Origin of the sequence: Nonomuraea sp. NPDC050202 (assembly GCF_040656115.1) — a bacterium.
In the GTDB taxonomy this organism is placed as follows: domain Bacteria; phylum Actinomycetota; class Actinomycetes; order Streptosporangiales; family Streptosporangiaceae; genus Nonomuraea.
The window spans coordinates 102,413-127,599 of the sequence record NZ_JBFALF010000017.1; the positions used below are offsets into that span (position 1 = coordinate 102,413).

At 73.4% G+C, this 25,187-nt stretch carries 26 protein-coding genes and 1 pseudogene; 15 read left to right on the forward strand and 12 right to left on the reverse strand.

Annotated elements, in window-relative coordinates; all coding sequences use genetic code 11:
* Window positions 1–257: 257 nt before the first annotated feature.
* A complete protein-coding gene (locus AB0I79_RS35705) occupies window positions 258–449 on the forward strand; it encodes a DUF1918 domain-containing protein (RefSeq protein ID WP_357882932.1) in 192 nt (63 codons plus the stop codon).
* A gap of 2 nt (window positions 450–451) precedes the next feature.
* On the opposite strand, the gene AB0I79_RS35710 is transcribed toward AB0I79_RS35705, so the two are convergent.
* Window positions 452–976, reverse strand: a complete 525-nt coding sequence (locus tag AB0I79_RS35710; protein ID WP_357882935.1) for a hypothetical protein — start codon at window positions 974–976, stop codon at window positions 452–454.
* 158 nt (window positions 977–1,134) lie between these two features.
* Between AB0I79_RS35710 and AB0I79_RS35715 the strand changes: the two genes are divergently transcribed.
* From AB0I79_RS35715 to AB0I79_RS35725, 3 genes are all read left to right on the forward strand, one after another.
* Complete coding sequence (locus AB0I79_RS35715) at window positions 1,135–1,680, forward strand: GNAT family N-acetyltransferase (RefSeq protein WP_357882938.1); 546 nt, start codon at window positions 1,135–1,137, stop codon at window positions 1,678–1,680.
* A gap of 62 nt (window positions 1,681–1,742) precedes the next feature.
* Window positions 1,743–2,516 carry an SDR family oxidoreductase gene (locus tag AB0I79_RS35720; RefSeq protein ID WP_357882941.1) on the forward strand — a complete coding sequence of 258 codons (774 nt, stop codon included), beginning with the start codon at window positions 1,743–1,745 and terminating at the stop codon, window positions 2,514–2,516.
* Window positions 2,517–2,574: 58 nt separating this feature from the next.
* Window positions 2,575–3,162, forward strand: a complete 588-nt coding sequence (locus AB0I79_RS35725; protein ID WP_357882944.1) for a DUF4142 domain-containing protein — start codon at window positions 2,575–2,577, stop codon at window positions 3,160–3,162.
* Between the two features lie 126 nt (window positions 3,163–3,288).
* Here AB0I79_RS35725 and AB0I79_RS35730 read toward each other — a convergent pair whose 3' ends face one another.
* From AB0I79_RS35730 to AB0I79_RS35765, 8 genes are read right to left on the reverse strand one after another with little or no spacing between them, the layout of a single operon-like run.
* Window positions 3,289–4,710, reverse strand: a complete 1,422-nt coding sequence (locus AB0I79_RS35730; RefSeq protein WP_357882947.1) for an aldehyde dehydrogenase family protein — start codon at window positions 4,708–4,710, stop codon at window positions 3,289–3,291.
* Entirely contained in the window at window positions 4,707–5,993 is a 1,287-nt protein-coding gene (locus tag AB0I79_RS35735; protein WP_357882950.1) for a P1 family peptidase, read from the reverse strand. Before AB0I79_RS35735 ends, AB0I79_RS35730 begins: the two co-directional genes overlap by 4 nt.
* Window positions 5,994–6,006: 13 nt before the next feature.
* Complete coding sequence (locus AB0I79_RS35740; RefSeq protein ID WP_357882953.1) at window positions 6,007–7,185, reverse strand: M20 family metallopeptidase; 1,179 nt, start codon at window positions 7,183–7,185, stop codon at window positions 6,007–6,009.
* On the reverse strand, window positions 7,182–7,982 hold the full coding sequence (locus tag AB0I79_RS35745) for an ATP-binding cassette domain-containing protein (protein ID WP_357882956.1): 801 nt from the start codon (window positions 7,980–7,982) through the stop codon (window positions 7,182–7,184). Before AB0I79_RS35745 ends, AB0I79_RS35740 begins: the two co-directional genes overlap by 4 nt.
* Window positions 7,951–8,865 (reverse strand): ABC transporter ATP-binding protein, encoded by a 915-nt coding sequence (locus AB0I79_RS35750; RefSeq protein ID WP_357882959.1) that lies wholly within the window; start codon window positions 8,863–8,865, stop codon window positions 7,951–7,953. Before AB0I79_RS35750 ends, AB0I79_RS35745 begins: the two co-directional genes overlap by 32 nt.
* Window positions 8,852–9,685: an ABC transporter permease gene (locus tag AB0I79_RS35755; protein ID WP_357882962.1), complete on the reverse strand. Its 834-nt coding sequence runs from the start codon at window positions 9,683–9,685 to the stop codon at window positions 8,852–8,854. The genes AB0I79_RS35750 and AB0I79_RS35755 overlap by 14 nt, the downstream gene beginning before the upstream one ends.
* Window positions 9,682–10,620, reverse strand: a complete 939-nt coding sequence (locus AB0I79_RS35760; protein WP_357882965.1) for an ABC transporter permease — start codon at window positions 10,618–10,620, stop codon at window positions 9,682–9,684. The genes AB0I79_RS35755 and AB0I79_RS35760 overlap by 4 nt, the downstream gene beginning before the upstream one ends.
* Window positions 10,617–12,113, reverse strand: coding sequence for an ABC transporter substrate-binding protein (locus AB0I79_RS35765; protein WP_357882968.1), 1,497 nt, complete (start codon window positions 12,111–12,113; stop codon window positions 10,617–10,619). Before AB0I79_RS35765 ends, AB0I79_RS35760 begins: the two co-directional genes overlap by 4 nt.
* Before the next feature lie 88 nt (window positions 12,114–12,201).
* On the opposite strand from AB0I79_RS35765, the gene AB0I79_RS35770 reads away from it, so the two are divergent.
* The 8 genes from AB0I79_RS35770 to AB0I79_RS35805 all read left to right on the forward strand — a co-directional run bounded on the left by AB0I79_RS35770 (window position 12,202) and on the right by AB0I79_RS35805 (window position 19,615).
* Entirely contained in the window at window positions 12,202–12,954 is a 753-nt protein-coding gene (locus tag AB0I79_RS35770; RefSeq protein WP_357882972.1) for a FadR/GntR family transcriptional regulator, read from the forward strand.
* A 29-nt stretch (window positions 12,955–12,983) separates the two neighbouring features.
* Window positions 12,984–13,949 (forward strand): adenylate/guanylate cyclase domain-containing protein, encoded by a 966-nt coding sequence (locus tag AB0I79_RS35775; RefSeq protein WP_357882975.1) that lies wholly within the window; start codon window positions 12,984–12,986, stop codon window positions 13,947–13,949.
* Between the two features lie 104 nt (window positions 13,950–14,053).
* Window positions 14,054–14,533, forward strand: a complete 480-nt coding sequence (locus tag AB0I79_RS35780; protein ID WP_357882978.1) for a SigE family RNA polymerase sigma factor — start codon at window positions 14,054–14,056, stop codon at window positions 14,531–14,533.
* Window positions 14,533–15,519: a hypothetical protein gene (locus AB0I79_RS35785; RefSeq protein ID WP_357882981.1), complete on the forward strand. Its 987-nt coding sequence runs from the start codon at window positions 14,533–14,535 to the stop codon at window positions 15,517–15,519. The genes AB0I79_RS35780 and AB0I79_RS35785 overlap by 1 nt, the downstream gene beginning before the upstream one ends.
* Window positions 15,520–15,525: 6 nt before the next feature.
* Window positions 15,526–16,284 (forward strand): aminotransferase class IV, encoded by a 759-nt coding sequence (locus AB0I79_RS35790; RefSeq protein ID WP_357882984.1) that lies wholly within the window; start codon window positions 15,526–15,528, stop codon window positions 16,282–16,284.
* A 29-nt stretch (window positions 16,285–16,313) separates the two neighbouring features.
* Window positions 16,314–17,291, forward strand: a complete 978-nt coding sequence (locus AB0I79_RS35795) for an MsnO8 family LLM class oxidoreductase (RefSeq protein ID WP_357882987.1) — start codon at window positions 16,314–16,316, stop codon at window positions 17,289–17,291.
* A 33-nt stretch (window positions 17,292–17,324) separates the two neighbouring features.
* Window positions 17,325–18,845 carry an acyl-CoA synthetase gene (locus AB0I79_RS35800; RefSeq protein WP_357882990.1) on the forward strand — a complete coding sequence of 507 codons (1,521 nt, stop codon included), beginning with the start codon at window positions 17,325–17,327 and terminating at the stop codon, window positions 18,843–18,845.
* A 125-nt stretch (window positions 18,846–18,970) separates the two neighbouring features.
* Window positions 18,971–19,615 (forward strand): class I SAM-dependent methyltransferase, encoded by a 645-nt coding sequence (locus tag AB0I79_RS35805; protein WP_357882993.1) that lies wholly within the window; start codon window positions 18,971–18,973, stop codon window positions 19,613–19,615.
* Between the two features lie 102 nt (window positions 19,616–19,717).
* Here AB0I79_RS35805 and AB0I79_RS35810 read toward each other — a convergent pair whose 3' ends face one another.
* Window positions 19,718–20,722 carry a LysR family transcriptional regulator gene (locus AB0I79_RS35810; RefSeq protein ID WP_357882996.1) on the reverse strand — a complete coding sequence of 335 codons (1,005 nt, stop codon included), beginning with the start codon at window positions 20,720–20,722 and terminating at the stop codon, window positions 19,718–19,720.
* Between the two features lie 66 nt (window positions 20,723–20,788).
* On the opposite strand from AB0I79_RS35810, the gene AB0I79_RS35815 reads away from it, so the two are divergent.
* Together AB0I79_RS35815 and AB0I79_RS35820 are read left to right on the forward strand one after the other, a co-directional pair.
* Entirely contained in the window at window positions 20,789–22,018 is a 1,230-nt protein-coding gene (locus AB0I79_RS35815; protein ID WP_357882999.1) for an MFS transporter, read from the forward strand.
* Between the two features lie 21 nt (window positions 22,019–22,039).
* Window positions 22,040–22,144: pseudogene (locus tag AB0I79_RS35820) on the forward strand (hypothetical protein); the annotation flags it as partial.
* A gap of 161 nt (window positions 22,145–22,305) precedes the next feature.
* Here AB0I79_RS35820 and AB0I79_RS35825 read toward each other — a convergent pair.
* Window positions 22,306–23,430: an acyl-CoA dehydrogenase family protein gene (locus AB0I79_RS35825; protein WP_357883002.1), complete on the reverse strand. Its 1,125-nt coding sequence runs from the start codon at window positions 23,428–23,430 to the stop codon at window positions 22,306–22,308.
* An 84-nt stretch (window positions 23,431–23,514) separates the two neighbouring features.
* Window positions 23,515–24,336, reverse strand: a complete 822-nt coding sequence (locus AB0I79_RS35830; protein ID WP_357883006.1) for an aldo/keto reductase — start codon at window positions 24,334–24,336, stop codon at window positions 23,515–23,517.
* 137 nt (window positions 24,337–24,473) lie between these two features.
* Here AB0I79_RS35830 and AB0I79_RS35835 point away from each other — a divergent pair, with 137 nt between their 5' ends.
* Window positions 24,474–25,181, forward strand: a complete 708-nt coding sequence (locus AB0I79_RS35835) for a sulfotransferase family protein (RefSeq protein WP_357883349.1) — start codon at window positions 24,474–24,476, stop codon at window positions 25,179–25,181.
* The last annotated feature ends 6 nt before the right edge of the window (window positions 25,182–25,187 follow it).

A 25,187-nucleotide genomic window follows, 5' to 3' on the forward strand; every position in this document is an offset into this window, starting at 1 on the left:
GGCGCGGATCGACGCGGCTCTCGGGGGCGCTCCCCCCTTCCGGGCGCCGCCGCCCGGTCCAGGTGCGGGTGAAGCCGAGGAAACGGGCGAAGCCCTGCGCGGGCCCCGGGAGGCCGAGCAGGTGCACCTCCACGCCGCGCGCCACCGCCATCAGCGCCGCCAGCAGGCCGATCCGCCGCGCTTCCCGGAGAGGCCGGTCTGGTGCAAGGTGGGAGGGAACCTCGCGGTTGCCAGAGCCCAGCCAGAGAGGAATCCACATGCACGCGAACGCCGGTGACCTGCTGATCATCCACGGTCACGTGGTCGGCCAGGGAGACAGGAAGGCCGAGATCGTCGAGGTGCGGGGCCCTGACGGCACTCCCCCGTACCTCGTGCGCTACGACGACGGCCACGAGCAGCTCGTCTACCCCGGGCCCGACTCCTTCGTGGAGCCGGCCGAACCGGAGTAGGTTCAGTGCGCCAGCGACCGCAGGGCCGCGACGGCGTCCCGGCCTGAGCCGGCCGCGATCTCCTTGCCGTCCCGGTCGCGGGCGATGGCGGTGATCCCGTCCACCGGGCCGCGGGCCAGCGTGATCGTGTGCCCCCGGGCCAGCAGTTCGTCCGCGTCGGGCCCGCGCCGGGCGCCGGGCCGGTCCAGCAGGCGCGGGGCCGCGATCAGGGCGGCGACCGAGGTGCGGTGGCGGGTCAGCAGCACGGGCCCCTCGTCGTACGGGCCGGCGGTCTGGCGTACGAGGTCGCCGAGCCTGGCGCGGGCCGTCGAGAGCGAGACCACCGGCAGGCCGCTGAGCAGGCCGTACACCTCCGACAGCGGGATCAGCGCGGCCCACTCGTAGCGCTCGCGGGTGATCAGCGTGGTGGTGCCGCTCCTGGCGGCCCTGACGAGCGAGCCCCACTGGGCGCGCGCCTCCTCCACGCCGACGGGGGCGCCGTAGCGATCCCGCAGTGCTTCGTAGGCGGCCGGATCCGTGTTGATCATGACAGAATCGTAAGCCGCCTTACAAAACTTCGGCAACTCGTTTCACGGATCCGGCGACGCGGGCGGTCTTGATCGCCTGGACCAGCATGCGGGGCCCGGCCGGGCACGCGGGCGAAAACCGGTCGAAAGGGCCCGGCGCCACCGACTAGGGTGCCCCGGTGCACACCTACCTGGAGACCGAGCGGCTGACCCTGCGCCGCTTCGCCGAGTCCGACGCGGACGACCTGTTCCACCTGCACAACGACCCCGAGGTGATGCGGTACCTCAACGGCGGCAAGCCCACCCCGCGCCGGGTGATCCTGGACAGGACCGTGCCCAGGTTCGTCAACGGCGGCTTCTTCGCCGCCGTTGAGCGGCGGTCGGGCGAGTTCCTCGGCTGGTTCCACCTGCGCCCGGCCGAGGGCGGGCCCGAGGAGGAGCCCGAGCTGGGATACCGGCTGCACAAGGCGGCCTGGGGCCAGGGGTACGCCACCGAGGGCTCGCTCGCCCTGATCGACAAGGCGTTCGCCGAGCTGGGCGCCCGGCGGGTGTTCGCCCAGACGATGGCGGTGAACCTCGGCTCGCGGCGGGTGATGGAGAAGTGCGGGCTGCGGTTCGTGCGCACCTTCCGCCTGGACTGGCCGGAGCCCATCGAGGGCTCCGAGCACGGCGAGGTCGAGTACGAGCTGCTGCGCGCCGACTGGGAGGCCGCCCGCCGGCGCTGAGCCGGCTCGCCGGTCGAGCACAGCCTGGTGCACTGGTCGGACCAGTGGTTAGGGTGCGTCGTATGGGATATGACGCGCTGTTCCGCCTGGACGGGCGGCGGGCCGTGGTGATCGGCGCAGGAAGCGGGATCGGCAGGGAGGCGGCGCTGGCGCTGGCCGCGCACGGCGCCTCGGTGGTGTGCGCCGACCGCGACCTGCCCGCCGCCCGGGAGACCGCCGCGGGCTGCGGCGGGCCTCCTGGCGGGGACGCCCGGCTGGTCGACGTGCTGGACCCCGGGGCGGTGCGCGCGCTGGCCGCGGACGAGCCGGCCGACGTGCTGGTGTTCACCGCGGCCACGAACGTGCGCAAGCGGCTGCTCGACTACTCGGGCGAGGAGTTCGACCGGGTGGTGGGGCTGAACCTGCGGGCCTCCTTCGACGTGGTACGCGCGTTCGGCGCGGGCATGGTCGAGCGGGGCCGCGGCTCGATCATCGGGTTCGCCTCCATCAGGGCCTCGGTCACCGAGCCGGGGCAGGGCGTGTACTCGGCCACGAAGGCCGGGCTGGTGCAGCTCCTGCGCACGGCCGCCGCCGAGTTCGGCCCGCACGGGGTGCGGGTGAACGCCATCGCGCCCGGCGTGGTGGAGACGCCGCTGACCAAGCAGATCAAGGAAAATCCCGGCTGGTACGCCGCCTACGCCGCCAAGAGCGCCCTCGGCCGGTGGGCCACGGCGGACGAGCTGGCCGGGGCGGTGGTCTACCTGGCAGGCGACGCGGCGAGCTTCGTGACGGGCTCCGTGTTGTACGTGGACGGCGGCTGGACCGCCGTGGACGGCCGATTCGATCCGCCGAATTGAGCCGAATACTTCCGTCCGAATAGGGCAGCGGGCACGGGTCCCAGGAAAGGAGGGACCCATGAGAACAGCACGGAAGTTAGCACCCGCGGGCCTCGCGGCCGTGCTGGCACTGACCATGACCCCGACCGCCGCCCAGGCCCAGGCCCAGGCGGCAGCCCAGGACGTCTCCCGGACGGCCGGGCGTACCGTCGCCGACGTCAGCACGTCGAGCGCGGCGCTGCACGCCTCGCCCCAGGACATCGCGTACCTGAGGGCGGCGCACCGCGGCCACCTCGCCGAGATCGAGGCGGGCAAGGCCGCGTTGCGCAAGTCCCGTGACCGGGACGTCCGCGGCATCGCCTGGCGGCTGATCCGCGACCACCGCAGGCTGGACGCACGCCTGCGCGGGGTCGCCGACCGGCTCGACGTCCGTATCCCGAGTTCCCCCACTGCCGAGCAGCGCCGCGACCTTCGTGCGGTGCTCTCCAGGTCCGGTCACCGCTTCGACCGCGCCTGGCTGCGGCTCCAGGAGGACGCGCACGAGCGTGCGCTCTGGCTGGGGCAGCGGGAGCTGCGGCGCGGGCACTCCCAGTGGGTGGAGGACCTGGCGCGCGACAGCGCCCCGGTGATCCGCCACCATCTCCGCATGGTTCGTGCCGAGATGTAGCCCACGTCCCCTGATCTGACCGGTCCAGCCGGTCGGCAGCCGTGCCCGGACCCGGTGCCGCCGAGAGAGGTCTCCTCGACTCGGGCGGCCCGGGCTCCGGGCACCGGGCGTCACGGGCACCGGGCGTCACGGGCGGATGATCGCCATCCTGGTGACGGTCAGCTCCTCGATCGCGAACCGCGGCCCCTCCCGTCCCGCCCCCGAGTCCTTCACCCCTCCGTACGGCATGTTGTCGGCCCTGAACCCCGGCACGTCGTTGACCACCACCCCGCCCGCCTCGATCCGCTCGATCGCCGCGAACGCCGTGGCCAGCGAGCGCGTGAACACCGCCGCGTGCAGGCCGTACCTGGACCTGTTGACCGCGGCGAAGGCGGCGTCGAGGCCGGGCACCTGGCGCACGCACACGACCGGCCCGAAGATCTCCTCGTCCCAGGCGGCGGCCCCGTCCGGCACGCCGGCCAGCACCGTCGGCGCGATGGCGCGCCCGTCGCTGTGCCCGCCCGTGACCACGTCGGCCCCGGAGGCGGCGATCCACTCCAGCACGCGGTCCGCGGCGGCCTGGTCGATCAGCGGGGCGACCCGCGTCCCCGGCAGCCGGGGATCGCCGACGGCGACGCCCTTGACCCGCTCGGCCAGCAGCGGCAGGAACTCCGCCGCCGCGGGCTCCTCGACCAGCACCCGCTGCACGGAGATGCACGCCTGGCCGGAGGCGTAGTAGCCGCCGCGCACCACCGCGTCCGCGGCGGCCTCGAGGTCGGCGTCGGCCGCGACCACGAGGGCCGCGTTCGAGCCCAGCTCCAGCAGCACCTTCGTCGGGGCGGCGGCCCGCGCGATGGCGTGGCCGGCGGCGGCGGAGCCGGTGAACGACACCGCGCCGATCCGCCGGTCCTCCACCAGCGTGCGGCCGACCTCGACGCCGCCGGTGACGACCTGCACGGCGGCGGGGGGCAGCGCGTCCCTGAGCAGGTGGACGAGCCAGAGCGTGGCCAGCGGGGTCGCGGGCGCCGGCTTGACGATCACCGGGCAACCGGCCGCCACCGCCGGGGCGATCTTGTGGGCGGCGAGCAGGAGCGGATAGTTGAAGCCGGTGATGCCGACGACGACGCCGATCGGCCGGCGCGTCCAGAACCCGATCAGGCCCTCGCCGGACGGCAGCAGGTCGAGCGGCACGGTCTCGCCGTGCAGCCTGGCGACCTCCTCGGCGGCGGTGGCGAGCGTCAGGAGCGTCCTGGCCACCTCGACCCGGCAGTCCACCAGCGGCTTGCCGGTCTCGAGCACGAGCAGCCGCTCGAACTCCTCCCGCTTGTCGCGCAGGGCGTCGTGGGCGCCCATGAGGGCGGCGCGGCGGGCGTGCGAGGGCAGCGCGGCCACGGCGGGGGCCGCGGCGAGCGCCTCGTCCACGGCCCTGGCGGCGTGCGCGGCCGTCCCGAGCGGGGCGGCGGCCACCGTGGAGCCGTCGTAGGGGAAGATCACGTCGGTGGTGCCGGCGCTCTCCACCCAGCCGGCGCCGATGGGCAGGCCGGTGGGCCAGCTCTGGTCGAAGGTCATGGTCGGCTCCGCAGTGCGCTCGGGAAGACGTCGAGGTAGGCCGGTGCGCCCGGGCGCCCGGTGGCGGCCAGGACGGCGTGCGCCACGGCGCGGCTGAACGCGTCCGCCGCGGCGGCGAGGATGTCCTGCAGCGCGTCGTGGCCGGGGGCGGGACGGGCGCAGGTGGCCAGGCCGAAGATGGTGTCGCCGTCGGTCATGGTGTGGGCCGGCCTGATGGCCCTGGCCAGGCCGTCGTGGGCGACCGCGGCCAGCTTGCCGCACTGGGCCTTGGTGAGGGTGCGGTCGGTGGCCACGACGCCGATCGTGGTGTTGAAGGAGGGCGTGCCGGCGGGGCTCCAGGCGCCGGCCTCCTCCGGGGCCGGGGGGACGAGGTGGTCGAACTCGCCCGGCAGGCCGTATCTGGCGCCCGAGAGGGTGGCGTCGCGGTGGTCGAGGACGGATCCGACGGCGTTCACCACGGCGAGGGCGGCCACGGTGGTGCCGTCGGTGAGCACGGCGCTCGCGGTGCCCGTCCCGCCGGCCAGCCCGCCCGCCATGGCTCCGGTCCCGGCCCCGACCGACCCTCTCGCCGGTCCAGCGTGACACGCGACGCCGCCGTCCCTCCTCCCGCCGTCCGGGGCCGGGGTCCCTTCGGTGAGAAGGGGGAGAGAAGCGGAGGCACCGCCGCCCGCGACTGCCTCGCCGTCGGAGGCCGAGGTCCCTTCGGGAAGGGGAGCGGGAGAGGCTGAGGTCCCTTCGGAAAGGGGAGCGGGAGAGGCGAAGGCACAGCCGTCCGGGGCTGACGTCCCTTCAGGGAGGGCGGGAGAAGCGGCGGTGTGCGGGCCGGGGGCCGGGCCGCCGGAGGTGGCGGCGTCGTAGGCGGCGGCGCCCAGGGCGGCGTCCGGGACGGCGCGGAAGGCGCCGCCGCGGCCCAGGTCGAAGATGACCGCCGCCGGGACGATCGGCACCACGCCGCCCTCCACCGGGAACCCCACGCCCGCGTCCGCCAGCCGCGACATCACCCCGCACGCGGCCCCCAGCCCGAACGCGCTCCCGCCCGACAGCACCACGGCGTGCACCCGCTCCACCAGGTTCCGCGGATCCAGCAGCTCCGTCTCCCGCGTCCCGGGTGCGGCGCCCCGCACGTCCACCCCCGCCACCGCGCCGCCGGCGGGCGCGAGGACGACGGTGGTCCCGGTACGGAAGCCGCCCCCGACGAGCCGGGCGTGCCCCACCCGCAGCCCCGCCACGTCCACCAGCGAGTTCGTCGCCCCGGCCCGCGTGGGAAGGTCCCTTCGCGTCACGAGCCCCGCCGCATCAGTAGTCCCCGTTCAGGAAGCGCCTGGCGGCCTCCGCGAACACCCGCGTGCACCGCACGATCTCCGACACCTCCACGAACTCGTCGGCCTGGTGCGCGATCCACTTCCCGCCCGGCCCGTACACCACCGACGGCACCCCGCCCCAGTGGGTGAGCACGGTCCCGTCCGTCGTGCCCGGCACCCCGCCGTACACCGGCTCCTCGCCCGTCACCGCGCGATGGGCGGCGGCCAGCGCGGCGACGACCGGGTCCGAGCGCGGCACGTCCACCGGCGGCCGGTCCACCAGCACCGACACCTCCACCGAGATCCCCTCGGCGCGGGCCAGCGCGGCCACCCGGTCGGCGATCTCCTTGTGGTCGGCGCCCGGCACGGTGCGCACGTCCACGAAGACGGAGGCGACGGCCGGGATCACGTTGATCTGCTCCTCGGAGCCGGCCCGCAGCACGGTCGGCGTCACGTACACCTCGCCGAGGTGCTCGTGCGCCGGATGGCGCCGCTGCAGCTCCTCCTGCAGCGACCGCAGCCCGGTCAGCAGGGTGCCGGCGGCGGCGATGGGGTTGCGGCCGTGCTGGGGCATCGCGCCGTGGGCCATCCTGCCGGTGAGGTCCACGCGCAGCCGCAGCGCGCCCTTGGCCACGGCGCAGATCTCGCCCGCCTCGGGCTCGGCGACGATCGCCCCGTCCACGTCCGAGGCGAGCCCGGAGGAGACGAAGTGGTGCGCGCCGAGCATCAGGCCCTCCTCGTCGGCCAGCGCGCACACCTTGACGCGGCCCGGGAACGTTCCCGCGAGCTGCAGGGCGCGGGTGGCGTAGAGGGTGGCGGCCAGGCCGGACTTCATGTCGGCGCTGCCCCGCCCCCACAGCTTGCCGTCGCGGATCTCCCCGCCGAACGGGTCCACGGTCCACGAGGACAGGTCGCCCTCGGTGACGACGTCCGTGTGGCCCTCGAACATGAGCGTCGGCCCCGGCCCGCCGCCGCCCTCGACGACGGCGACCACGTTCGGCCGGCCGGGCGCGGCCTCGTACACGACGGGGTCCCAGCCCCACTCCCGCATCCGCGCCTCGACGAGCTCGGCCGCGGGCCGCTCGCAGCGGCCGCGCGCCGGGTCGTTGGTGCTGGGGATGCGGACCAGCGCCTGCGTGAACTCCACCACTCCATCGGCGTCGACTTCGATCACAGCAGTCCCTCCAGTGTCGGTACGGCCGCCAGCAGCGCCTGCGTGTACGGGTGGGCGGGCGCGGCCCAGACGTCGTCCACGGGCCCGGTCTCCACGATCTCGCCCTGGCTCATCACCGCGACCGTCTCGCACACGTGCCGCACCACGGACAGGTCGTGCGAGACGAACACGAGCGTGAGCCCCAGCTCGTCCACGAGGTCGGCCAGCAGGTTGAGTATCTGCCCTCGCACGGAGACGTCCAGAGCGCTGACCGGCTCGTCGGCGACCAGCACCTTCGGCCGCGGCGCGAGCGCGCGGGCGATGGCGATGCGCTGCCGCTGCCCGCCGGAGAACTGGTGCGGGAACCGGTCGGCGGCCGTGGCGGGCAGCCCGACCGCGTCGAGCAGCTCCGCCACCCGGTCACCGGCGGGCAGGCCGAGGGCGGCCAGCGGCTCGGCGACGAGGTCGCGCACGCGCATGCGCGGGTCGAGCGAGCTCATCGGGTCCTGGAAGACGATCTGGAGGTTCTCGCGCAGAAAGCGCAGCCGGCGCTCCGGCCTGCCGGTGATCTCCTGGCCGTCGAAGCGGATGGTGCCGCTGGTCGGCTGGTCGAGGGCGCAGAGCAGGCGCAGCAGGGTGGACTTGCCGGAGCCGGACTCGCCGACGATGCCGTAACGCTCGCCGCGCCGCACGGTCAGGGAGACGTCGCGCAGGGCGTGCACGGCGGCTCCCGGCCTGGTGAGCGAGGTGCGGGGGCGGCGGTAGACCCGGTTCAGCCCGCTCGCCTCAATCAGCGGGGTGCCAGCATGCGTAGGCATGGCCGTCTCCTGTCAGCGCCGGAGTCGTCTCGCAGGTGGGGGTGGCGTGCGGGCAGCGGTTACGGAAGACGCAGCCGCCGGGGAAGCGGCCCGCCGGTGGCACGCTGCCGGCGATGGTGGGCAGGCGGGTGCCGCGCGGGGTGAGCCTGGAGGCGGCCAGCAGGCCCTGCGTGTAGCGGTGGCGGGGCCGGGTGAAGACCTCGCGGAGCGGGCCCGACTCGACGACGCGGCCGCCGTACATGACCAGGACCCGCTCGCACATGGAGGCGACCACGGCCAGGTCGTGGGTGATGAACAGCAGCGCGGGCGCGACCTCGGCGATCAGGTCGAGCATCTGCTTCTGCACGGTGACGTCGAGCGCGGTGGTGGGCTCGTCGCAGATGAGCAGCTCGGGGCCGTTGGCCAGGGCGATGGCGAGCATGACGCGCTGGCGCTGGCCGCCGGAGAGCTGGTGCGGGTACGCGCGGGCGATCTGGCCGGGCTCGGGCAGCCGTACGCGCTCCAGCAGCTCGATCGACCGCTCGCGGGCCTCCTGGCGGGAGCGGCCGTGCAGGGTCATGACCTCGGCGACCTGGGCGCCGATCCGCATGAGCGGGTTGAGCGCGGTCATCGGCTCCTGGAAGACCATGGACAGCTCGCGGCCCCGCAGGCTCTTGAGCCGGCTCTCGGGCACGCCGACGAGGTCGCGGTCGCCCAGCCTGGCCCGGCCGGTCGCGGTGACGCCCTCGGGGAGCAGGCCCATGAGCGACAGCGCGGTGAGCGACTTGCCGGAGCCGGACTCGCCGATCAGCCCGACCCGCTCGCCGGGCTCGATGGTGAACGACACCTCGCGGACCAGCTCGACGGTGTCCGCGCGCACCCCGAGGCTCTCAACCTTCAGCACGGATCCTCCTGAGCCTGGGGTCGAGGTGGTCGCGCAGGCCGTCGCCGAGGAGGTTGAAGCCGAGCACGGCCACGGCGATCGCGATCCCCGGCCACAGCGCCAGGCGGGGGGTGGAGAAGAGCAGCTCCTGCGACTCCTGCAGCATGCGCCCCCACGACGGGATCGGCGGGCGGGTGCCGAAGCCGAGGAACGACAGCGCCGCCTCGGCCAGGATGGCGATCGCGAACGACACCGACGCCTGCACGATCAGCACGGAGCCGATGTTCGGCAGCACGTGCCGTACGGCGATGGCGGGCCGGCGCCGCCCGGCGGCCCTGGCGGCCAGGATGTAGTCGGTCACCATGACCTGGAGCGTGGCGGCGCGGGCCACGCGGGCGAACGCGGGCACGGTGGCCACTCCGATGGCGATCATCGCGGTGAGCGTGCCGGGCCCGTACACCGCGCCGAGCATGACGGCCAGCAGCAGCGCGGGGAAGGCGAACACGAGGTCGTTGACCCGCATGATCAGCTCCGACAGCCAGCCGCGCGGCGTCATCCCGGCGACCACGCCGAGCGGGGTGCCGATGACGGCGGCGATGCCGACCGCGACGACGCCGACGTAGAGGGTGGTGCGGGCGCCGACCATGAGCTGGCTGAAGGTGTCGCGGCCGAACTTGTCGGCGCCGAGCAGATAGCCGTCGCCGGGCTCGCGCAGCTTGCGGGCGGCGTCCACGAGCGTGGGGTCGTGCGGCGTCCAGAAGAACGAGACGACGGCGGCCAGGGCGACGAGCCCGACGAGCGTGCCGCCGGCCAGCAGCGCGAGGTTCGGCCTGCCTCTCATCGCAGCCTCGGGTCGAGCAGGTGGTAGGTCACGTCGACCACGAAGTTGATCAGCAGCACGGCGGCCACCAGCACCATCACCACGCCTTGGACGAGCAGCAGGTCACGCCCGGCGACGCCGTTGAGCAGCAGGTCGCCGAGCCCGGGGATGACGAAGACCCGCTCGACCACGACCGCGCCGATGAGCAGCGTGGCCAGTTGCAGGCCGAGCACGGTGACGACGGGGACGGAGGCGTTGCGCAGCCCGTGCCGCCACAGCGCGCCGGTGCTGCCGCGGCCCTTGGCGCGGGCGGTGCGCAGGTAGTCCTCGCGCATGACGTCGAGCACGGCGCTGCGCACGTAGCGGGTGAGCACGGCGCCCTGCACCAGGCCGAGCGACAGCCACGGCAGCAGCAGGCTCCGCAGCCACTCCCCCGGGTCGTCGGCGATGGGCACGTAGCCGCCGGACGGCAGCACCTGGGCCTGCACCGCGAACACGAACACCAGCAGGATCCCGGCCAGGAAGGCGGGGACCGCGATGCCGAGCTGGCTGACCGCGCTGATCGCCGCGCCCAGGGGATCGCGGTGGTGCACGGCGGCGAACGTGCCCAGCGGCACGGCCAGCACCAGGGCCACGGCCATGCCGCCGAGCACGAGCACGGCCGTGACGCCGAGCCGGTCGGAGATCTGCGGGCCGATGGGGGCGCTGGTCACGTACGAGGTGCCGAAGTCGCCCTGCGCCAGCCCGCCGAACCAGTCGAGGAACTGCACGCCGGGCGGCCGGTCGGTGCCGAACTGGCGGCGCAGCTCGGCCACCGCCTCGGGGGTGGCGTTGACGCCGAGCGCGATCTCGGCCGGGTCGCCGGGCAGCAGCGCCATGAAGGCGAACACCGCCACGGCGGCCACGGCGGTGCTCGCGAGCAGCACCGCCAGCCGCTTGACGAGGTACAGGATCACTGCTTGGCGAGTCCGGTGAAGTCGAAGGACTCCGCGATGGCGTTCTTCGGCAGCCCGGTGACGCCCTTCTTCGCCACGATCAGGTTGGGGAACAGGAAGAGCCAGTCGGCCGCGGCGTCCTGCGACAGCAGCGTGGCGGCCTGCTTGAGGTCGCCGGCCTGCTCCTGCTCGGTGCCCGCGTCGGCGGAGGCGAGCAGCTCGCCGAACTCGGGATTGTCGTACCGGAAGTAGTACGACTTATCGGCGAATATGCCCATGTCGCGGGGCTCGACGTGGTTGATGATGGACAGGTCGTAGTCGCCCTTGGTGAACACCTGGTCCAGCCAGCGCGCGGGGAACTCCAGCGGCTCGATCTCGGCGTTGATCCCCACCTGGGCGAGCTGCGACTTGACGACCTGGGCGCTGTTGACCGCGTACGGCAGGTTGGGGATGCGCATCTTGACGTTGTACGTCTTCCCGCCCAGCAGCTCCTTGGCCTTGGCCGGGTCGTACGGGTAGTCGCCGGTGCGGTCCTCGTACCAGGGGTCGGTGGGCGGCACCATCGAGCCGATGAGCTGCCCGCGCCCGGCCCAGGCGGTGTCGAGCAGCGCCTTGTGGTCGATGGCGTGCCGCACGGCCTGTCTGACCTTCTTGTCGTCGAACGGCGGGCGCCCGTTGTTCATCGACAGCACGACCTCGCCGTTGGTGGTGCCCTCGATGGTCTCGAACCGGTTGGGGTCGGCGAACTGCTGCAGCGACTCGGGCGCCTGCACGCTGGAGATGACGTCGATGCCGCCGGTCAGCAGCGCGTTGTTCATCGCCGTGGCGTCCTTGAAGTACTTCAGCGTGACCGACGACAGCGCCGGCTTGGCGCCCCAGTAGGAGGGGTTGGCGTCCAGGCGGAGGGAGTCGCCGCGCCGCCAGGAGCCCAGCACGTACGGGCCGGTGCCGACGGGCTTGTTGGCCAGGTCGGCCACGCCGGTGCGGCTGAACATGGCGCCGAGCCTGCTGGTCATCGCGTACAGGAAGCCGTTGCTGGGCCGCTTGAGCGTGACGACGGCGGTGGAGTCGTCCTTCTTCTCGACCTTGTCGACGACGTCGAGCTGCGCCTTGATCTTGAGCTTCCAGTCGGTCCGCACCCGGTCGAGGGAGAAGACCACGTCGTCGGCCGTGAACGGCGCGCCGCTGCTGAACTTCACGTTCCGGCGCAGCGTGAAGGTGTAGGTCTTCCGGTCGCCGGAGACATCCCACTTCTCGGCGAGCAGCGGCACGATCTCGCCGTTCTGGTCGAGCTTGACCAGGCCCTCGTAGACGTTGACGAGCAGGGCCTGCGGGATGGCGGCGCCCTCGGTGGAGGTGAAGTCGAGGTTGGCGGGCTCGGCCACCGCGCCGACCGACAGCGTCCGGGTCTTCGCCGGGCCTGCGGCCCCGCCGTTGCCGTCGCCACCGCCTCCGCAGGCTGCCGTGGCCAGCAGGAGACCGCCGGCGGCGATCCAGATCCCGATTCGCCTCATGTCCTACAGCCTCCTGGCTAGTGTACTGGTCGGACCAGTAGGCTACGCACATTGCCAGCCGGTGACGGCTCGGGTCAAGGGGGCTTGCATGGGTGGTCCGCGCTTCGAGCCGGTGCGTACCGTGCGCGCTTACGAGCGGGTCGTGGAGCAGATCGAGGAGGCCGTCGAGAGCGGCGCGCTGTCTCCTGGCGCGCGGCTGCCGAGCGAGCGCGAGCTGATGGTGCAGTTCTCCGTCAGCCGGTCCACCGTACGCGAGGCGCTGCGGGTGCTGCAGGCGCGCGGCCTGGTGCGCTCACGGCCGGGGGATCCGCACGGGGCGGAGGTGCTGCCGTTCTCGCCCGCCGCCTTACACAAGTCCATGACCACCCTGGCCAGGGTGGCGGAGCTGTCGCTCGGCGAGCTGGTGCAGTTCAGGATGGTGCTGGACGGGTCGGCGGTGCTGCTGGCCGCGCGCCTGCGCACCGAGGAGCAGCTCGCCGAGATGTGCGAGGCGGTGGCCACCATGCGGGCCGCCGTGGGCCGGGACGCGCAGGCGTTCGGGGCCGCGGACGTGGCCTTCCACGACGCGGTGGCGCGGGCCGGCGGCAACAAGCTGATCCAGGTCTGCACGGACGTGGTGCGCTCGATCGTGCTGAAGCTGATCGCGGAACGGATCGCCGCGGCGCCGGACCGGGAGGAGCTGATGCGGCGGAGCATCCGCCACCACGAGGAGGTCATCGCCGCCATCCGGGCCGGAGACGGCCCACTGGCCGCCCAATTGTCCAGAAAAGCGATGTATGACTATTACGCCGGGTATGTAGATGAAGGTGAGCGGAGTGCCCTGAGGGCACTCTTGGAGTGATCTGGCCCACAGGGTGTTATGTTGCCGAGGTGGCGCGGGTGGACGGGGACGGGCTGGCGGAAGCCTTTCTGCGCGAGCCGCGCCGATACACCAGTCACCAGGTCGCCGAGATGGCGGGGGTGCCGGTCTATCGTGCGCGGCGCTTCTGGCGTGCCCTGGGGTTCGCCAACGTGCCCGACGACGCCGTCGAGTTCACCGACTCCGACGTCGAGGCGCTCAAGACGCTGCTCGGCATGGTGACCTCGGGCGTCTACGACGAGGAGCACGTGCTGCTCATCGCCCGCTCGCTGGGCCGGGCCACGACCAGGCTGGCCGAGTCGCAGGCGGAGCTGGGCGCCGAGGCGCTGGACAACGCGGGCGTGCCGCTGGCCGAGCGGCCGCGGGCCTGGCGCAGGCGGGCCGAGCGGGTCGTGCCCGACCTGGCGCGGCTGCTGGTCTACGCCTGGCAGCGCCAGCTCGCCGCCGCGGCCGGGCGCCTCGCCGAGCAGGACATGAGCGCCGTACGGCTGGCCGTCGGCTTCGCCGACCTGGTCGCCTTCACCCGGCTCAGCAGGCAGATCACCGGCGGCGAGCTGGCCAGGCTGATCGACAGGTTCGAGGGGCGCTCGGCCGACATCGTGACGTCCTCGGGCGGCCGGGTGGTCAAGACGCTGGGCGACTCGGTGCTGTTCGTGAGCGACAAGGCGCACGTGGCGGCGGAGATCGCGCTGCGGCTGGTGGAGACGCACGCGCGCGGCAAGGACATGCCGGAGCTGCGGGTGGGGCTGGCCTCCGGGCCGGTGATCTGGCGCATGGGCGACGTGTTCGGCACCACGGTGAACCTGGCCAGCAGGCTGACCGCGTTGTCCCTGCCGGGAACGATCCTGGCCGATCCGCAGCTGGCCGAGGAGCTCGAGGGCGATCGGGCCTTCCGGCTGCGTGAGGTCAACCGGCTGTCGGTGCGAGGGCTGGGCGAGCTGGCGCCGTACACGGTCATGCGGGCCGGGAGCGCCTGAGCCGTCCGGGCCGGCGCGCGCGAGTTCTCACCCCCGGGCAACCTGACCGGGACGACGACGCGTCACTAGCGTCAGCTAGCCGCTCGCACAGAAGGAGCGCCGAGTTGGCAGATAGGGCGATTTTTCAGGACTTCGTGGTGGCGAGGTCGGACCGGCTGTTACGCACGGCGTACCTGCTGGCCCGCGACTGGGGCCTCGCGGAGGACCTGCTGCAGGAGTCGCTGGCCAAGGCGTGGTTCGCCTGGCCGGGCATCGACGAGCCCGAGGCGTACGTGCGCAAGGTGCTGGTCACCACGTACATCTCCTGGTGGCGGCGGCGCTGGCGCGGGGAGGTGCCCAGCGGCGACGCCCTGCCCGAGAGGGCCGCCCACGACGCGGCCGGCGACGACGAGGAGCTGTGGCGGGCGGTGGGGCGGCTGCCGGCCAGGCAGCGCGCGGTGATCGTGCTGCGCTTCTACGAGGACCTGCCGGTCGGCGAGGTGGCCAGGCTGCTGGGCTGCCAGGAGGGCACGGTCAAGAGCCAGACCGCCAAGGCGCTGGCCAAGCTGCGAGTGGACGAGTCGATCGTGAAGGAGAGGCGCTGATGAGCGTGCGGGAGTTGCGTGACGTCCTGCGGGAGCGGGCCGAGGGCCCGTCGCCCGCCAACCCGCACCGCCACGACCAGGTACGCGCCCGCATCCGCCGGACCCGCCTGCGCAGGAGGGCGTCCGCGGGTGCGGTGACGCTGGCGGTCGTGGCGGTGGCGGCCTACCTGGTCCCCGGCCAGGCCGGGCTGGTCGTCCCCGGGGAGACGCCGCCCGCCGCGGCGCGACAGGAGCTGCCCGAGCGGTTCACCTCCCCCGACGGCACCGAGTACCGCCGGGTGGGCCTGGTCACCCTCACGGGGACCGAGGCGTCGATCGACGTCCCGGTCTCGGGGAAGCCGCTGGAGGTGGCCACGCCGTGCGACGGGGACCGCAACCGCATGCCGGTGGTCCACGTCAACTCCCGCCGCGTCCACGTCCCCAGGTACGGCTGCGGCGACGGCCTGCCGTACCTGCTGCCGGTGGACGTGCCGCAGGGGTCCACCCGGGCCACGCTGACCTTCGACAGGAGCGAGGAGGGCTGCGTCATCCCGGTCGAGGACGGGCCGTGCGTGCCGGAGCAGCCCGACACCGCGGTCCGCGACATCGGCGTCTACGAGTGGACGCCACCGGCCATGACCATCGAGCCCGCGCGGATCGGGGCCCTGCCCGGGCAGCTCGACGGCCGGCGGCTGGCCGACAGCGCGTCGGGAAGGTGGCCGGGGGTCTCCTCCGTCACGCTGACGGGCAGCGGCGCGGGCCCGGTCAGCGTCAGCCTCCTCTGCTCGGGCGACCTGGCCCAGCGGATGTGGTTCAAATTCTGGATCAACGGCAAGGAGGGCCGCACGACGGTGGGGTGCCCCTGGGCGGAGGGCTCCTCCCCGAGCGCGGGCCTGGAGCTCGAGGCGCCGGAGGGCGAGCGGGTGACGGTGACCGTTCAGACGGGCATGTGGGGCGAGTACACCAACCGCCCGGTTCGCTGGTCGGCCGGCCTGTACGTAAGGTAGATCGTCGTGACGGGACGCACCGCCGTGGACGGCGAGCTGGTCGGCGCCGAGGCGCGCCTCATGCTGGACGCCCGCTATGGGCACTTCACCGCCATGCAGGTCAGGGACCGGCGCGTGCGCGGGCTCGACCGGCACTTCGAGCGGCTCGAAGGGGCCAGCAGGGAGCTGTTCGGGGCGGAGCTCGACCGGGCGGCGGTGCTGGCCTCGATCAGGGCCGTGCTGGGCGGCGGCGTGCGCGACGCCGGGGTGCGGGTGAACGTCGTGGAGCACGGCGGCCGGCCGCGCGTCGTGGCCGCCGCGTACCCGCCGCATCCGCCGCTGAGCGGCCCGCTGCACGTCAAACCGGTCGTCTACCAGCGGTACCTGCCGCACATCAAGCAGGCCTTCGGCTTCCAGCAGGCCCACATCGTGCGGCTGGCCGCCCGCGAGGGCTTCGACGAGGCGCTGCTCACCACCGAGGACGGCCTGATCAGCGAGGGCGCGATCACGAACCTGGGCGGCTTCGCGGACGGCCGGCTGGTGTGGCCGGACGCGCCGATGCTGCGCGGGATCACGATGAGCCTGCTGCAGGACCTGGACGTGCCGCAGGAGCGGCGGCCGGTCAAGGTGGCCGACCTGACAGGCTTCGACCAGGTGTTCCTCTGCAACTCCTGGGGGGTGATGCCGGTCGGCAGGGTCGGCGGCGTGCCGCTGCGCCAGGACGCCGGGCTGCTGGCGCGGCTGGTCGAGCACTACGAGAGCGTGCCGGCCGATCCGGTGGATTGATCCGGCGGGCGGGCGTGTTGCACCCGTACATGACCGCCTACTCGATTCTCGACCGCTCACTCGTCCGCCGCGGCTCGACCCCGGCCGCCGCGCTGCGCGAGACCGTGGAGTTCGCGCGGCAGGCCGAGGAGCTCGGCTACCACCGGTTCTGGGTGTCGGAGCACCACAGCGTGCCCGGGGTGGCGGGGTCGGCACCGACCGTGCTGGCGGCGGCCGTGGCCGCGGCCACCTCGCGGATCCGGGTGGGCACCGGCGGCGTGATGCTGCCCAACCATCGGCCGCTGGTCGTGGCCGAGCAGTTCGGCGTGCTGGAGTCGCTGCATCCCGGCCGCGTGGACATGGGTCTGGGGCGTTCCGTGGGTTTCACCGGGGGCATCCGCCGGGCGCTCGGGCACGGCAAGGACGACGCGGACCGGTTCGGCGACCAGCTCGCCGAACTGCTCGGTTACTTCACCGGCGAGCAGAGCGCGCATCCGGGGGTGCACGCGCTGCCCGCGGAGGGGCTGCGGCCGCAGGTGTTCGTGCTGGCCATGGGGGCGGGGGCGGACATCGCGGCCGAGCACGGGCTGCCGATGGTGATCGGCGGCGGGGCGCGGATGCATGACGCCGTGGCGCGGTACCGGGCCGCGTTCCGGCCGTCGGCGTGGGCGGCGCGGCCGTACGTGATCGTCGCGGCGGACGTCGCGGTCGCCGCGAGCGCGCAGGAGGCGGCGCTGCTGCAGCTCCCGGAGGCGTGGGCCACCGTGCGCTCGCGCACCGGCGGCTCCTTCCCGCCGCTCGTGCCCGCCGGGGAGATCGCGGGGATGGAGCTGGCCGGGCGGGAGCGGGCGTACCTGGACGAGGCGCTCAAGGGCAAGATCCACGGCACGGAGCGCGAGGTCGCGGTGGCGCTCGGCTCGCTGGTCGGGACGAGCGGGGCCGACGAGGTGCTGATCACGATGAACACCTACGACCTGGACCGGCGGCTGGACTCCTACCGGCGGCTCGCGACCGTCTTCACGGGTTAGGATCGCCCGAACATCGTTCTGAAGGGTGTTCGCATGATCCGTCAGCACGCCATCGGTGACCTCCTGCGGCGCACGGCCGCCCGGCATCCCTCCAAGACCGCCGTCGTCTACGGCGACCTCCGGCAGAGCTACGCCGACCTCGACCGGACGGTGAACAGGACCGCCAACGCCCTGGCCGCGCGGGGCGTGGGCAAGGGCGACCGGTTCGCCGTCTTCAGCCACAACAACCACGCGTTCGTGGTGGCGTACTTCGCGCTGGCGCGGCTGGGGGCGATCTCCGTGCCGGTGAACTTCATGCTGGGGGCCGAGGAGGTGGCGTACATCCTCCGGCATTCCGGCGCCACCGGGATGCTCGCCGAGGAGGCGCTGCTGCCGGTGGCCGAGGCGGCGCTCACGCCCGGCGTCACGGTGCGCGGCGTGATCGGCGCCGGCCGGGACGGGTGGGAGCCGTTCACCGCGTGGTCGGCCTTCGAGGACGACTCCGAGCCCCAGGTGGAGATCGCCGACGACGACCCGATCCAGCTCATGTACACCAGCGGCACCGAGTCCCGCCCCAAGGGCGCCACGCTGTCGAGCAGGAGCCTGATCGCGCAGTACGTGACGTGCGTGGTGGACGGCGAGATGAGCGCCGACGACGTCGAGGTGCACGCCCTGCCCCTCTACCACTGCGCGCAGCTCCACTGCTTCCTGACGCCGGGCGTCTACCTGGGCGCCACCAACATCATCCTGCCCGGCCCCAGCGCGGCGGCGATCCTGGCCACGATCGAGGGCGAGCGGGCCACCAAGCTGTTCTGCCCGCCCACGGTGTGGATCTCGCTGCTGCGCCACCCGGACTTCGACCGCCGCGACCTGTCGTCGCTGCGCAAGGGGTACTACGGCGCCTCCATCATGCCGGTGGAGGTGCTGAAGGAGATCGCCGCGCGGCTGCCGGACGTGCGCCTGTTCAACTTCTACGGCCAGACCGAGATGGCGCCCGTCGCCACCATCCTCGGCCCCGAGGAGCAGCTCACCCGGCTGGGCTCGGCCGGGCGGCCCGCGCTCAACGTCGAGACCAGGATCGTGGACGACGCCGGGGAGCCGGTGCCGCCCGGTGTGGTCGGCGAGATCGTGCACCGCAGCCCGCACGCCATGCTCGGCTACTGGAACGACCCGGACAAGACCGCCGAGGCGTTCCGCGGCGGCTGGTTCCACAGCGGCGACCTGGGCGTGCTGGACGAGGACGGTTACCTGGCGGTGGTCGACAGGAAGAAGGACATGATCAAGACGGGTGGCGAGAACGTCGCCAGCCGCGAGGTCGAGGAGGCCCTCTACCAGCATCCGGCGGTCGCGGAGGCGGCGGTGTTCGGGGTGCCGGACGCGAAGTGGATCGAGGCGGTGACGGCCGCGGTCGTGCTGCGCGAGGGGGCCGGGGTGACGGAGCAGGAGCTGATCGTGTTCCTGCGGGAGCGGCTGGCGCCGTTCAAGACGCCCAAACGAGTTGTCTTTCTGGAATCGCTTCCTAAAAACGCCTCGGGAAAAGTGCTCAAGCGCGAGTTGAGAAGCAACATTTCCTAATTTCATTCATGGTTACGGGCACGATTGGGCATTGCCCGCTCGTTTAGCGGGCATTCCCTTTCGACGACGACCGCACCTCAAGTCCCGGACGACCCCCCCTTGTCCCCGACCGAGAGAGTCCGCACGTGCCCAACCTGCCCGAGCTCGCGCATCGTACGTTCTTCCGGACGCTTTCCCTGCTGTCCCCCAAGGGTCAGGGCGTGATCCTGCGCCGCTACTTCGACTGGTGGCATCGCACCCCCGATCCCTGGAAGCTGGCGACCGACGGCTACGAGCAGCACAAGTACCGGTCCACGCTCGACCACGTGCCGGCCCGGCCGTACCGGCGCATCGTGGAGGTCGGCTGCGCGGAAGGCGTGTTCACCCACGCGCTCGCCGCGACCTACCCGGAGGCCGAGATCACCGGGATGGACGTGTCGGGGCGGGCGCTGGCGCGGGCCCGGGAGCGCGTGCCGGAGGAGCGCGGGCGGGTGCGGTTCGTCCAGGCCGACCTGCTCACGCATCCGGCGGAGCGGCGCTTCGACCTGGCGTTCTGCTCCGAGACGCTCTACTACCTGGGGCGGCACGAGCGGCTGCAGCGGGCTGCTGAGCAGCTCAGCGGGCTGCTGGTGACCGACGGGATACTGGTGGCCGTCCATCCGTGGCCCGAGGCCAACCGGTTGCACGGATACCTGGACGCGCACGAGTCGCTGAAGCGGCTCGGCGAGGAGATCTACACGGCCTCGGCCCGGCCCTTCGCGGTCACCGTCTACGGCGCGAAACCCTCCTGAGACCAGCCTTGTCCAGGCGGCCGGCGGCCAGGCGGCGCACCACCACGCGCCGGATCTCGCCGGTCGCCGTCACGTGTCGCGGGGACTCGCTCTCGCGCAACGTCACGCCTGCCCGGACGGCATCGCGCGGGGCGGGCGGAAGGCGGGGCCCAGGCCGGCGGGACGGGAGCAGACGTGGTCGCGGAAGGCGCGGACCGCCGGCGTCAGACGCTCCCCAGCGGGCCAGCTCACCCCGACCGTCCTGAACACGGGCGGCGACAGCGGGATCTCCACCACCATCGGCAACGCCGAGCCGGCGCCGCCGTCGTGCCCGCCGGCCGGCCTGCCTCCCGCGGGCGGCTGATCCGACCGCGGCAGGACGGCCACCCCCAGCCCCGCCGCCACCAGCCCGCGCACGGTCTCCGACTCCTGCCCCTCGAACGCGATCCGCGGCACGAACCCCGCCGCCGCGCACAGGTCGTCGGTGATCTGCCGCAGCCCGTACCCGTGCTCCAGCGTCACCAGCTCCTCCCCCTCCAGATCCGCCGGCCGCACCCGCGTCCTGGCGGCGAGGCGGTGCGACGGCGGCGCGCACAGCACGAGCTCCTGGTCGGCGAGCGGGCGGCTGACGAGGCCGGGGTCGTCGAGCGGCATGGGCGCGACGAACACCAGGTCGATCTCGCCCTCGTGCAGGGCGTCGAGCATGTCCTGCCGCGACCCCTGCGCCAGGCTGAAGCGGATGCCCGGGTTGCGCTCCCGGAACCCGCCGATGAGCGACGGCACCAGCGTGCGGCCGAGCAGGTGCAGGAAGCCGAGGACGATGCGCCCGCTGCCCGGGTCGATCTCCTCGCGCACCTCCCGGGCGGCTGCGGTCATGGTGGCCAGCGCGCGGGTGGAGGCGGCGGCCAGCGTGCGGCCCGCCCTGGTCAGGCGGATGCCACGGCCGGACGGGAGGACGAGCGGGGCGCCCACGAGCTCGGCCAAGGCGGCGAGGCGGCGGCTGGCGGTGGGCTGGGGGACGCCGAGCAGCTCGGCCGCGCGCGTCACGTGCCCCGTCTCGCCCACCGCGGCCAGCAGCGCGAGGGCCGGGGCCAGGCGGGCGGCCAGGCGATCGTCGGAATCATCCATCACAGTATGAATTATCCCCTATATGCGTATTAGACGTATTTATTAGCTTTGCTTAGCGTTTGGGGGGTGGTGGTTCTCCAGACTTCCGAGCCGGTCGTCGACACGCGGCGGGTGAGCGCCGCCGTGGCCGCGGCGGGGCTGTCGTCCTTCGCCCTGCTGTACGCGCCCCAGCCGGTGCTGCCCCAGCTCGCGGCCGCGTACCGGCTGGATCCAGGCAGCGCCTCCCTGGCGATCGGGGTGGCGACCGCCTGCCTGGCCGTCGCGGTGCTGCCACTGGCCTGGCTGGCCGGGGTGGCCGGGCGGCGGCGGGTGATCCTCTGGTCCGTGGTGGTGTCGGCGGTGATCGGCCTGCTGCTGCCGCTGGCGCCCTCCTTCCCGGCGTTCCTCGTGATGCGCGGGGTGCAGGGGGTCGCGATCGCCGGCTTCGCCGGGGTGGCGGCGGCGTACCTGGCCGACCAGGTCGGCACGGCGCGGCTGGCCGGGGCCGTGGGGGCGATGATCGCGGGCAACTCGGTCGGGGGGATGCTGGGGCGGCTCGGGGCCGGGTTCGCCGCCGGACCGCTGGGGTGGCACGGCGCGATGGTCGCGGTGGCGGGGGTGGCGCTGCTGTGCGCGCTGTTCACCGTCGCGACGCTGCCCGCAGGGGCGGCTGACGGTCACCGGGCGCCCTCCCGCAAGGCGGGCGCGCAGGCCGGAGCCGGAACGGGGGCCGGAGCCGGAACACAGGAGGGCAGGGCGCGGCTCGGGGCGGGGCTGGTGGCGCCGTTCGCCGTGGGGGCGCTGGCCATGGGGGCGTTCGTGGCGCTGTACAACGCGGCCGGGTTCCGGCTGGCCGCGCCGCCGCTCTCGCTGAGCCCGGCCGCCGCCTCCCTGGTGTTCCTGTCGTACGCCATGGGCACCGCGTCCTCGGCCGCCGCAGGACGGTTGGCGGGTCGCATGGGACGGACGGGCGCGCTCGTGACGGCGCTGGCCGTGACGGTGGCCGGGGCCGCGCTGACCGCGCACCCGTCGCTGCCCGTCATCGCGATCGGCTTCGCCGTCCTGACCGCCGGGTTCTTCGCGGCGCACGCCATCGCCAACGCCTGGGTGACCGCCGACGCGCCCCCGCCCGCCCGGGGCAGGGCCGCCGGCATCTACACGCTCTGCTACTACCTCGGCAGCGGCGCCGGCGGCACGGCGGGCGCCGTCGTGTACGGCCACGCGGGCTGGGCGTGGCTGATCGTCATGACGTCGGCCTGGCTGCTGCTCGCCGCCCTCGCCGTCCTCCTGACGCACCGCCGGCGCACGGCTTCCTGACCGGAGCGCGAAGCTCACGCCGCCGCGGCCCGCACACCGCCCCGCCACGCGGTGTGGTCGTTCGCGGGCGTGGTGCCCGCCTCGTTCTGGCTGCGCAGGATGTGCTGCGAGGCCGCGATCCACCACTACGACGCGGCGGTGACGACCGGGGCCGCGTACGAGATCGCCGGCGAGCTGGCGGCGGAGGTCATCACCGAGGGCATGGAGCTGATGTCGCATCCGCGGGCAGAGACGTTCAAGCCGGAGCTGGCGCTGCGGAGCACTGGCTCGCGCACAGCGCCTACTGATCAGCGGAAGGCCGGGACCGTGGGCGGCAGGCCCATGAGGACCGCGCCCGCGGCGTCGTACATCGCCGGGCTGAGGAAGGCGTGCTCCTGCGGCACCAGCGCGTCGCCGAGCAGCGCCTGCAGGGGGTGGTCGCGGTAGATCGCGGCGGTGCCCGACAGCGAGACGATCTTGGCCACCACCTCCGCCGCGGTCCTGGCCAGGTGGGCGGCGGACAGGCGCAGGTGCGCGTTCTGCTCGTCGCCGACCTGGCCGCCGGCGGCGAGCGCCTGCCACGCCTCCTCCGCGGCCTCGTAGAAGTAGGCGCGGGCGGAGCGGAGCGTGGCCTCGGCCTCGGCGATGCCTGCGCGGTAGTAGGGCCGGTCGGCCGGCCGCGGCGCGCCGGTGATGCTGCCCCGGCCGCTCCCCTCCCCCTCGGCGAGGTCGAGGGCGGCGCGGGCGACGCCGGCGGAGACGACCGACAGCGACTGGGCGGCGTAGGTGATGGCGGGATAGCGGTAGAGCGGCTCGTCGATCACCGGGGGGCCGCCGCGGATGAACGTCCACTCCCTGCCGATCTCGACGTCGTGGGCGACCAGGTCGAAGGAGCCGGTGCCCTGCATGCCGACGACGTCCCACTCGCGTACGATCTCCAGGCGCTCGGGCCGCACCAGCGCCCCGCGCGGCTTGCCGGAGGTGGAGTCGTCGCCGGGGATGCCGACGACGAGCACGTCGGCGGCCATGCAGCCGCTGGCGAACTTCCACCGGCCGTTGAGCAGGAAGCCCCGCTCGGTGGGGGTGGCCTCCTGGACCGGGAACAGGCCGCCGGCCAGGACGACGTCGGGGCCGTCGGCGTACAGGGCGGCCTGGGTCTCCAGCGGCAGCGAGCCCAGGTAGACGAGCTGGGAGCCGAAGCCGGCGACCCAGCCGGTGGAGCCGTCTACGGCGGAGATGCGCTCGATCTTCCGCAGGAACTCCGCGGGCGGCATCGGCTCGCCGCCGAACCGTATCGGCGTGGAGACCCGGTAGAGGCCGAGCCGTTTGAGCCGGCCGATGAAGTCCTTGGGGACGTAGCGCAGCTCGCGGAACTCCTCGCGGCGGCGGGCCAGCTCCGTGAGCATCTCCTCGAACGAGTCCTCGTCGCGCATCTGCGCCGCTCCTCGCAGCTCCGTCCGGCAGGAAGGGCGTTCCCGTTGTGGCGAGCGCTCCCCCCAGGCTAAGCGCGCACCGGCTCAGAGCTCGACATGGGTGTCGGGATCACCGCCGAGGCGGTCGCCGGTGTCGAGGGTGCCGAGGCGGGCCAGGTCCTCCGGCGACAGGCTGAAGTCGAACACCTCGAAGTTCTGCCGCATGCGCTCGGGATCGGCCGACTTGGGGATGGGCACGGCGCCGAGCTGCACGTGCCAGCGCAGCACCACCTGGGCCGGCGTACGGCCGTACGCGGCGGCCAGGTCGGTGACCACGGGCTCGTCGAGCAGCTTGGAGCCGCGGCCGAGCGGGCTCCACGACTCGGTCTCGATGTCGTGCTCGGCGTGCCAGGACCGCAGCTCGCCCTGGGCGAAGCCGGGGTGCATCTCCACCTGGTTCACCGCCGGCCAGACGCCGGTCTCCGCCGCCAGCCGTCCGATCTGCTCCGGGGTGAAGTTGGAGACGCCGATGGAGCGCGCCAGGCCCTGCTCGCGCAGGTGCACGAAGGCGCGCCAGGTGTCGGCGTAGAGCCCGCGGCCGGGCAGCGGCCAGTGGATGAGGTAGAGGTCGACGTAGTCGAGGCCGAGCCGGGCCCGGCTCTCCTCGAAGCCGCGCATGGCGGCGTCGTAGCCGTGGTGGGAGCCGCGCAGCTTCGTGGTGACGAACAGCTCCTCGCGGGCCACCGGCGCGTCCGCCACGGCGGCGCCGACGCCGGCCTCGTTGCCGTAGCTCGCGGCCGTGTCGATGAGCCGGTAGCCGAGCGAGACGGCGTGGGTGACGGCCTGGCGGGCCTCCTCGTCGTTCATCGGCCAGGTGCCCAGGCCCAGGCGCGGCATCGGGCGGCCGTCGGCGAGCAGGACAGTCATGATCGTTCCCCCTTGGTGACGTGGACACTCCCCCTTACCCCCGCGCCACACCGGCCAATCCGCCGCACCCTGTCACACTGGCGCCCGGGTTTCCGACTAGTACGGTAGACAACTCGTGGAGGTGCGATGTGCTGACCGTGATAGGCGCGGGGTTCCCGCGTACCGGAACCAGCTCCATGAAGGCCGCACTGGAGCGGCTCGGATTCGGACCCTGTTTTCACATGTTCAACATCCTGACCGAGCCGGCTCGCGCCGGCGACTGGGCACCGCTGGCGGAGGGCGCGGAGGGCGACTGGGAGAAGCTGTTCGACGGGTTCCGTTCGACGCAGGACTGGCCGGCCTCCTACTTCTGGCGGGAGCTGGCGCAGGCGTACCCGGAGGCCAAGGTCGTGCTGACCGTACGCGACCCGCGCGCCTGGTACGCGAGCATGATGACGCTGATCGACAACGGGCCCCGGACCATCATGACCCAGGGCACCCAGGCGGACCTGCCCCCGGCGGCGCGGGCCGTCTTCGAGGGGATGAACCGCATGCAGCCCGTGCTCAACCGCATGGCCGCCGGCACGTTCGGCTCCGGCAGGACGATGTCCGACGGGCCGGCCGACGAGGAGAGCGCCGTGGCGGCGTTCGAGCGGCACACGGCCACGGTGCGGGCGAGCCTGCCGCCCGATCGGCTGCTGGTCTTCGACGTGCGCGAGGGGTGGGAGCCGCTGTGCCGGTTCCTCGGCGTGGACGTGCCCGACGAGCCGTTCCCGCATCTCAACGACGGCAAGTCCATGCAGGAGTTCCTGGGGCGGCTGATGAAGGGCGACGTCTCCCACCCGTCGTTCTTCCCCGGCGCGTAGGCGCCG

Bases quoted from the DNA above. Each gene is read 5' to 3' on its own strand.
- AB0I79_RS35705 (WP_357882932.1), top strand. From the start codon at position 258: ATGCACGCGAACGCCGGTGACCTGCTGATCATCCACGGTCACGTGGTC.
- AB0I79_RS35710 (WP_357882935.1), bottom strand. From the start codon at position 976: ATGATCAACACGGATCCGGCCGCCTACGAAGCACTGCGGGATCGCTAC.
- AB0I79_RS35720 (WP_357882941.1), top strand. From the start codon at position 1,743: ATGGGATATGACGCGCTGTTCCGCCTGGACGGGCGGCGGGCCGTGGTG.
- AB0I79_RS35725 (WP_357882944.1), top strand. From the start codon at position 2,575: ATGAGAACAGCACGGAAGTTAGCACCCGCGGGCCTCGCGGCCGTGCTG.
- AB0I79_RS35730 (WP_357882947.1), bottom strand. From the start codon at position 4,710: ATGACCTTCGACCAGAGCTGGCCCACCGGCCTGCCCATCGGCGCCGGC.
- AB0I79_RS35745 (WP_357882956.1), bottom strand. From the start codon at position 7,982: ATGCCTACGCATGCTGGCACCCCGCTGATTGAGGCGAGCGGGCTGAAC.
- AB0I79_RS35755 (WP_357882962.1), bottom strand. From the start codon at position 9,685: ATGAGAGGCAGGCCGAACCTCGCGCTGCTGGCCGGCGGCACGCTCGTC.
- AB0I79_RS35765 (WP_357882968.1), bottom strand. From the start codon at position 12,113: ATGAGGCGAATCGGGATCTGGATCGCCGCCGGCGGTCTCCTGCTGGCC.
- AB0I79_RS35770 (WP_357882972.1), top strand. From the start codon at position 12,202: ATGGGTGGTCCGCGCTTCGAGCCGGTGCGTACCGTGCGCGCTTACGAG.
- AB0I79_RS35785 (WP_357882981.1), top strand. From the start codon at position 14,533: ATGAGCGTGCGGGAGTTGCGTGACGTCCTGCGGGAGCGGGCCGAGGGC.
- AB0I79_RS35795 (WP_357882987.1), top strand. From the start codon at position 16,314: ATGACCGCCTACTCGATTCTCGACCGCTCACTCGTCCGCCGCGGCTCG.
- AB0I79_RS35800 (WP_357882990.1), top strand. From the start codon at position 17,325: ATGATCCGTCAGCACGCCATCGGTGACCTCCTGCGGCGCACGGCCGCC.
- AB0I79_RS35810 (WP_357882996.1), bottom strand. From the start codon at position 20,722: ATGGATGATTCCGACGATCGCCTGGCCGCCCGCCTGGCCCCGGCCCTC.
- AB0I79_RS35825 (WP_357883002.1), bottom strand. From the start codon at position 23,430: ATGCGCGACGAGGACTCGTTCGAGGAGATGCTCACGGAGCTGGCCCGC.
- AB0I79_RS35830 (WP_357883006.1), bottom strand. From the start codon at position 24,336: ATGACTGTCCTGCTCGCCGACGGCCGCCCGATGCCGCGCCTGGGCCTG.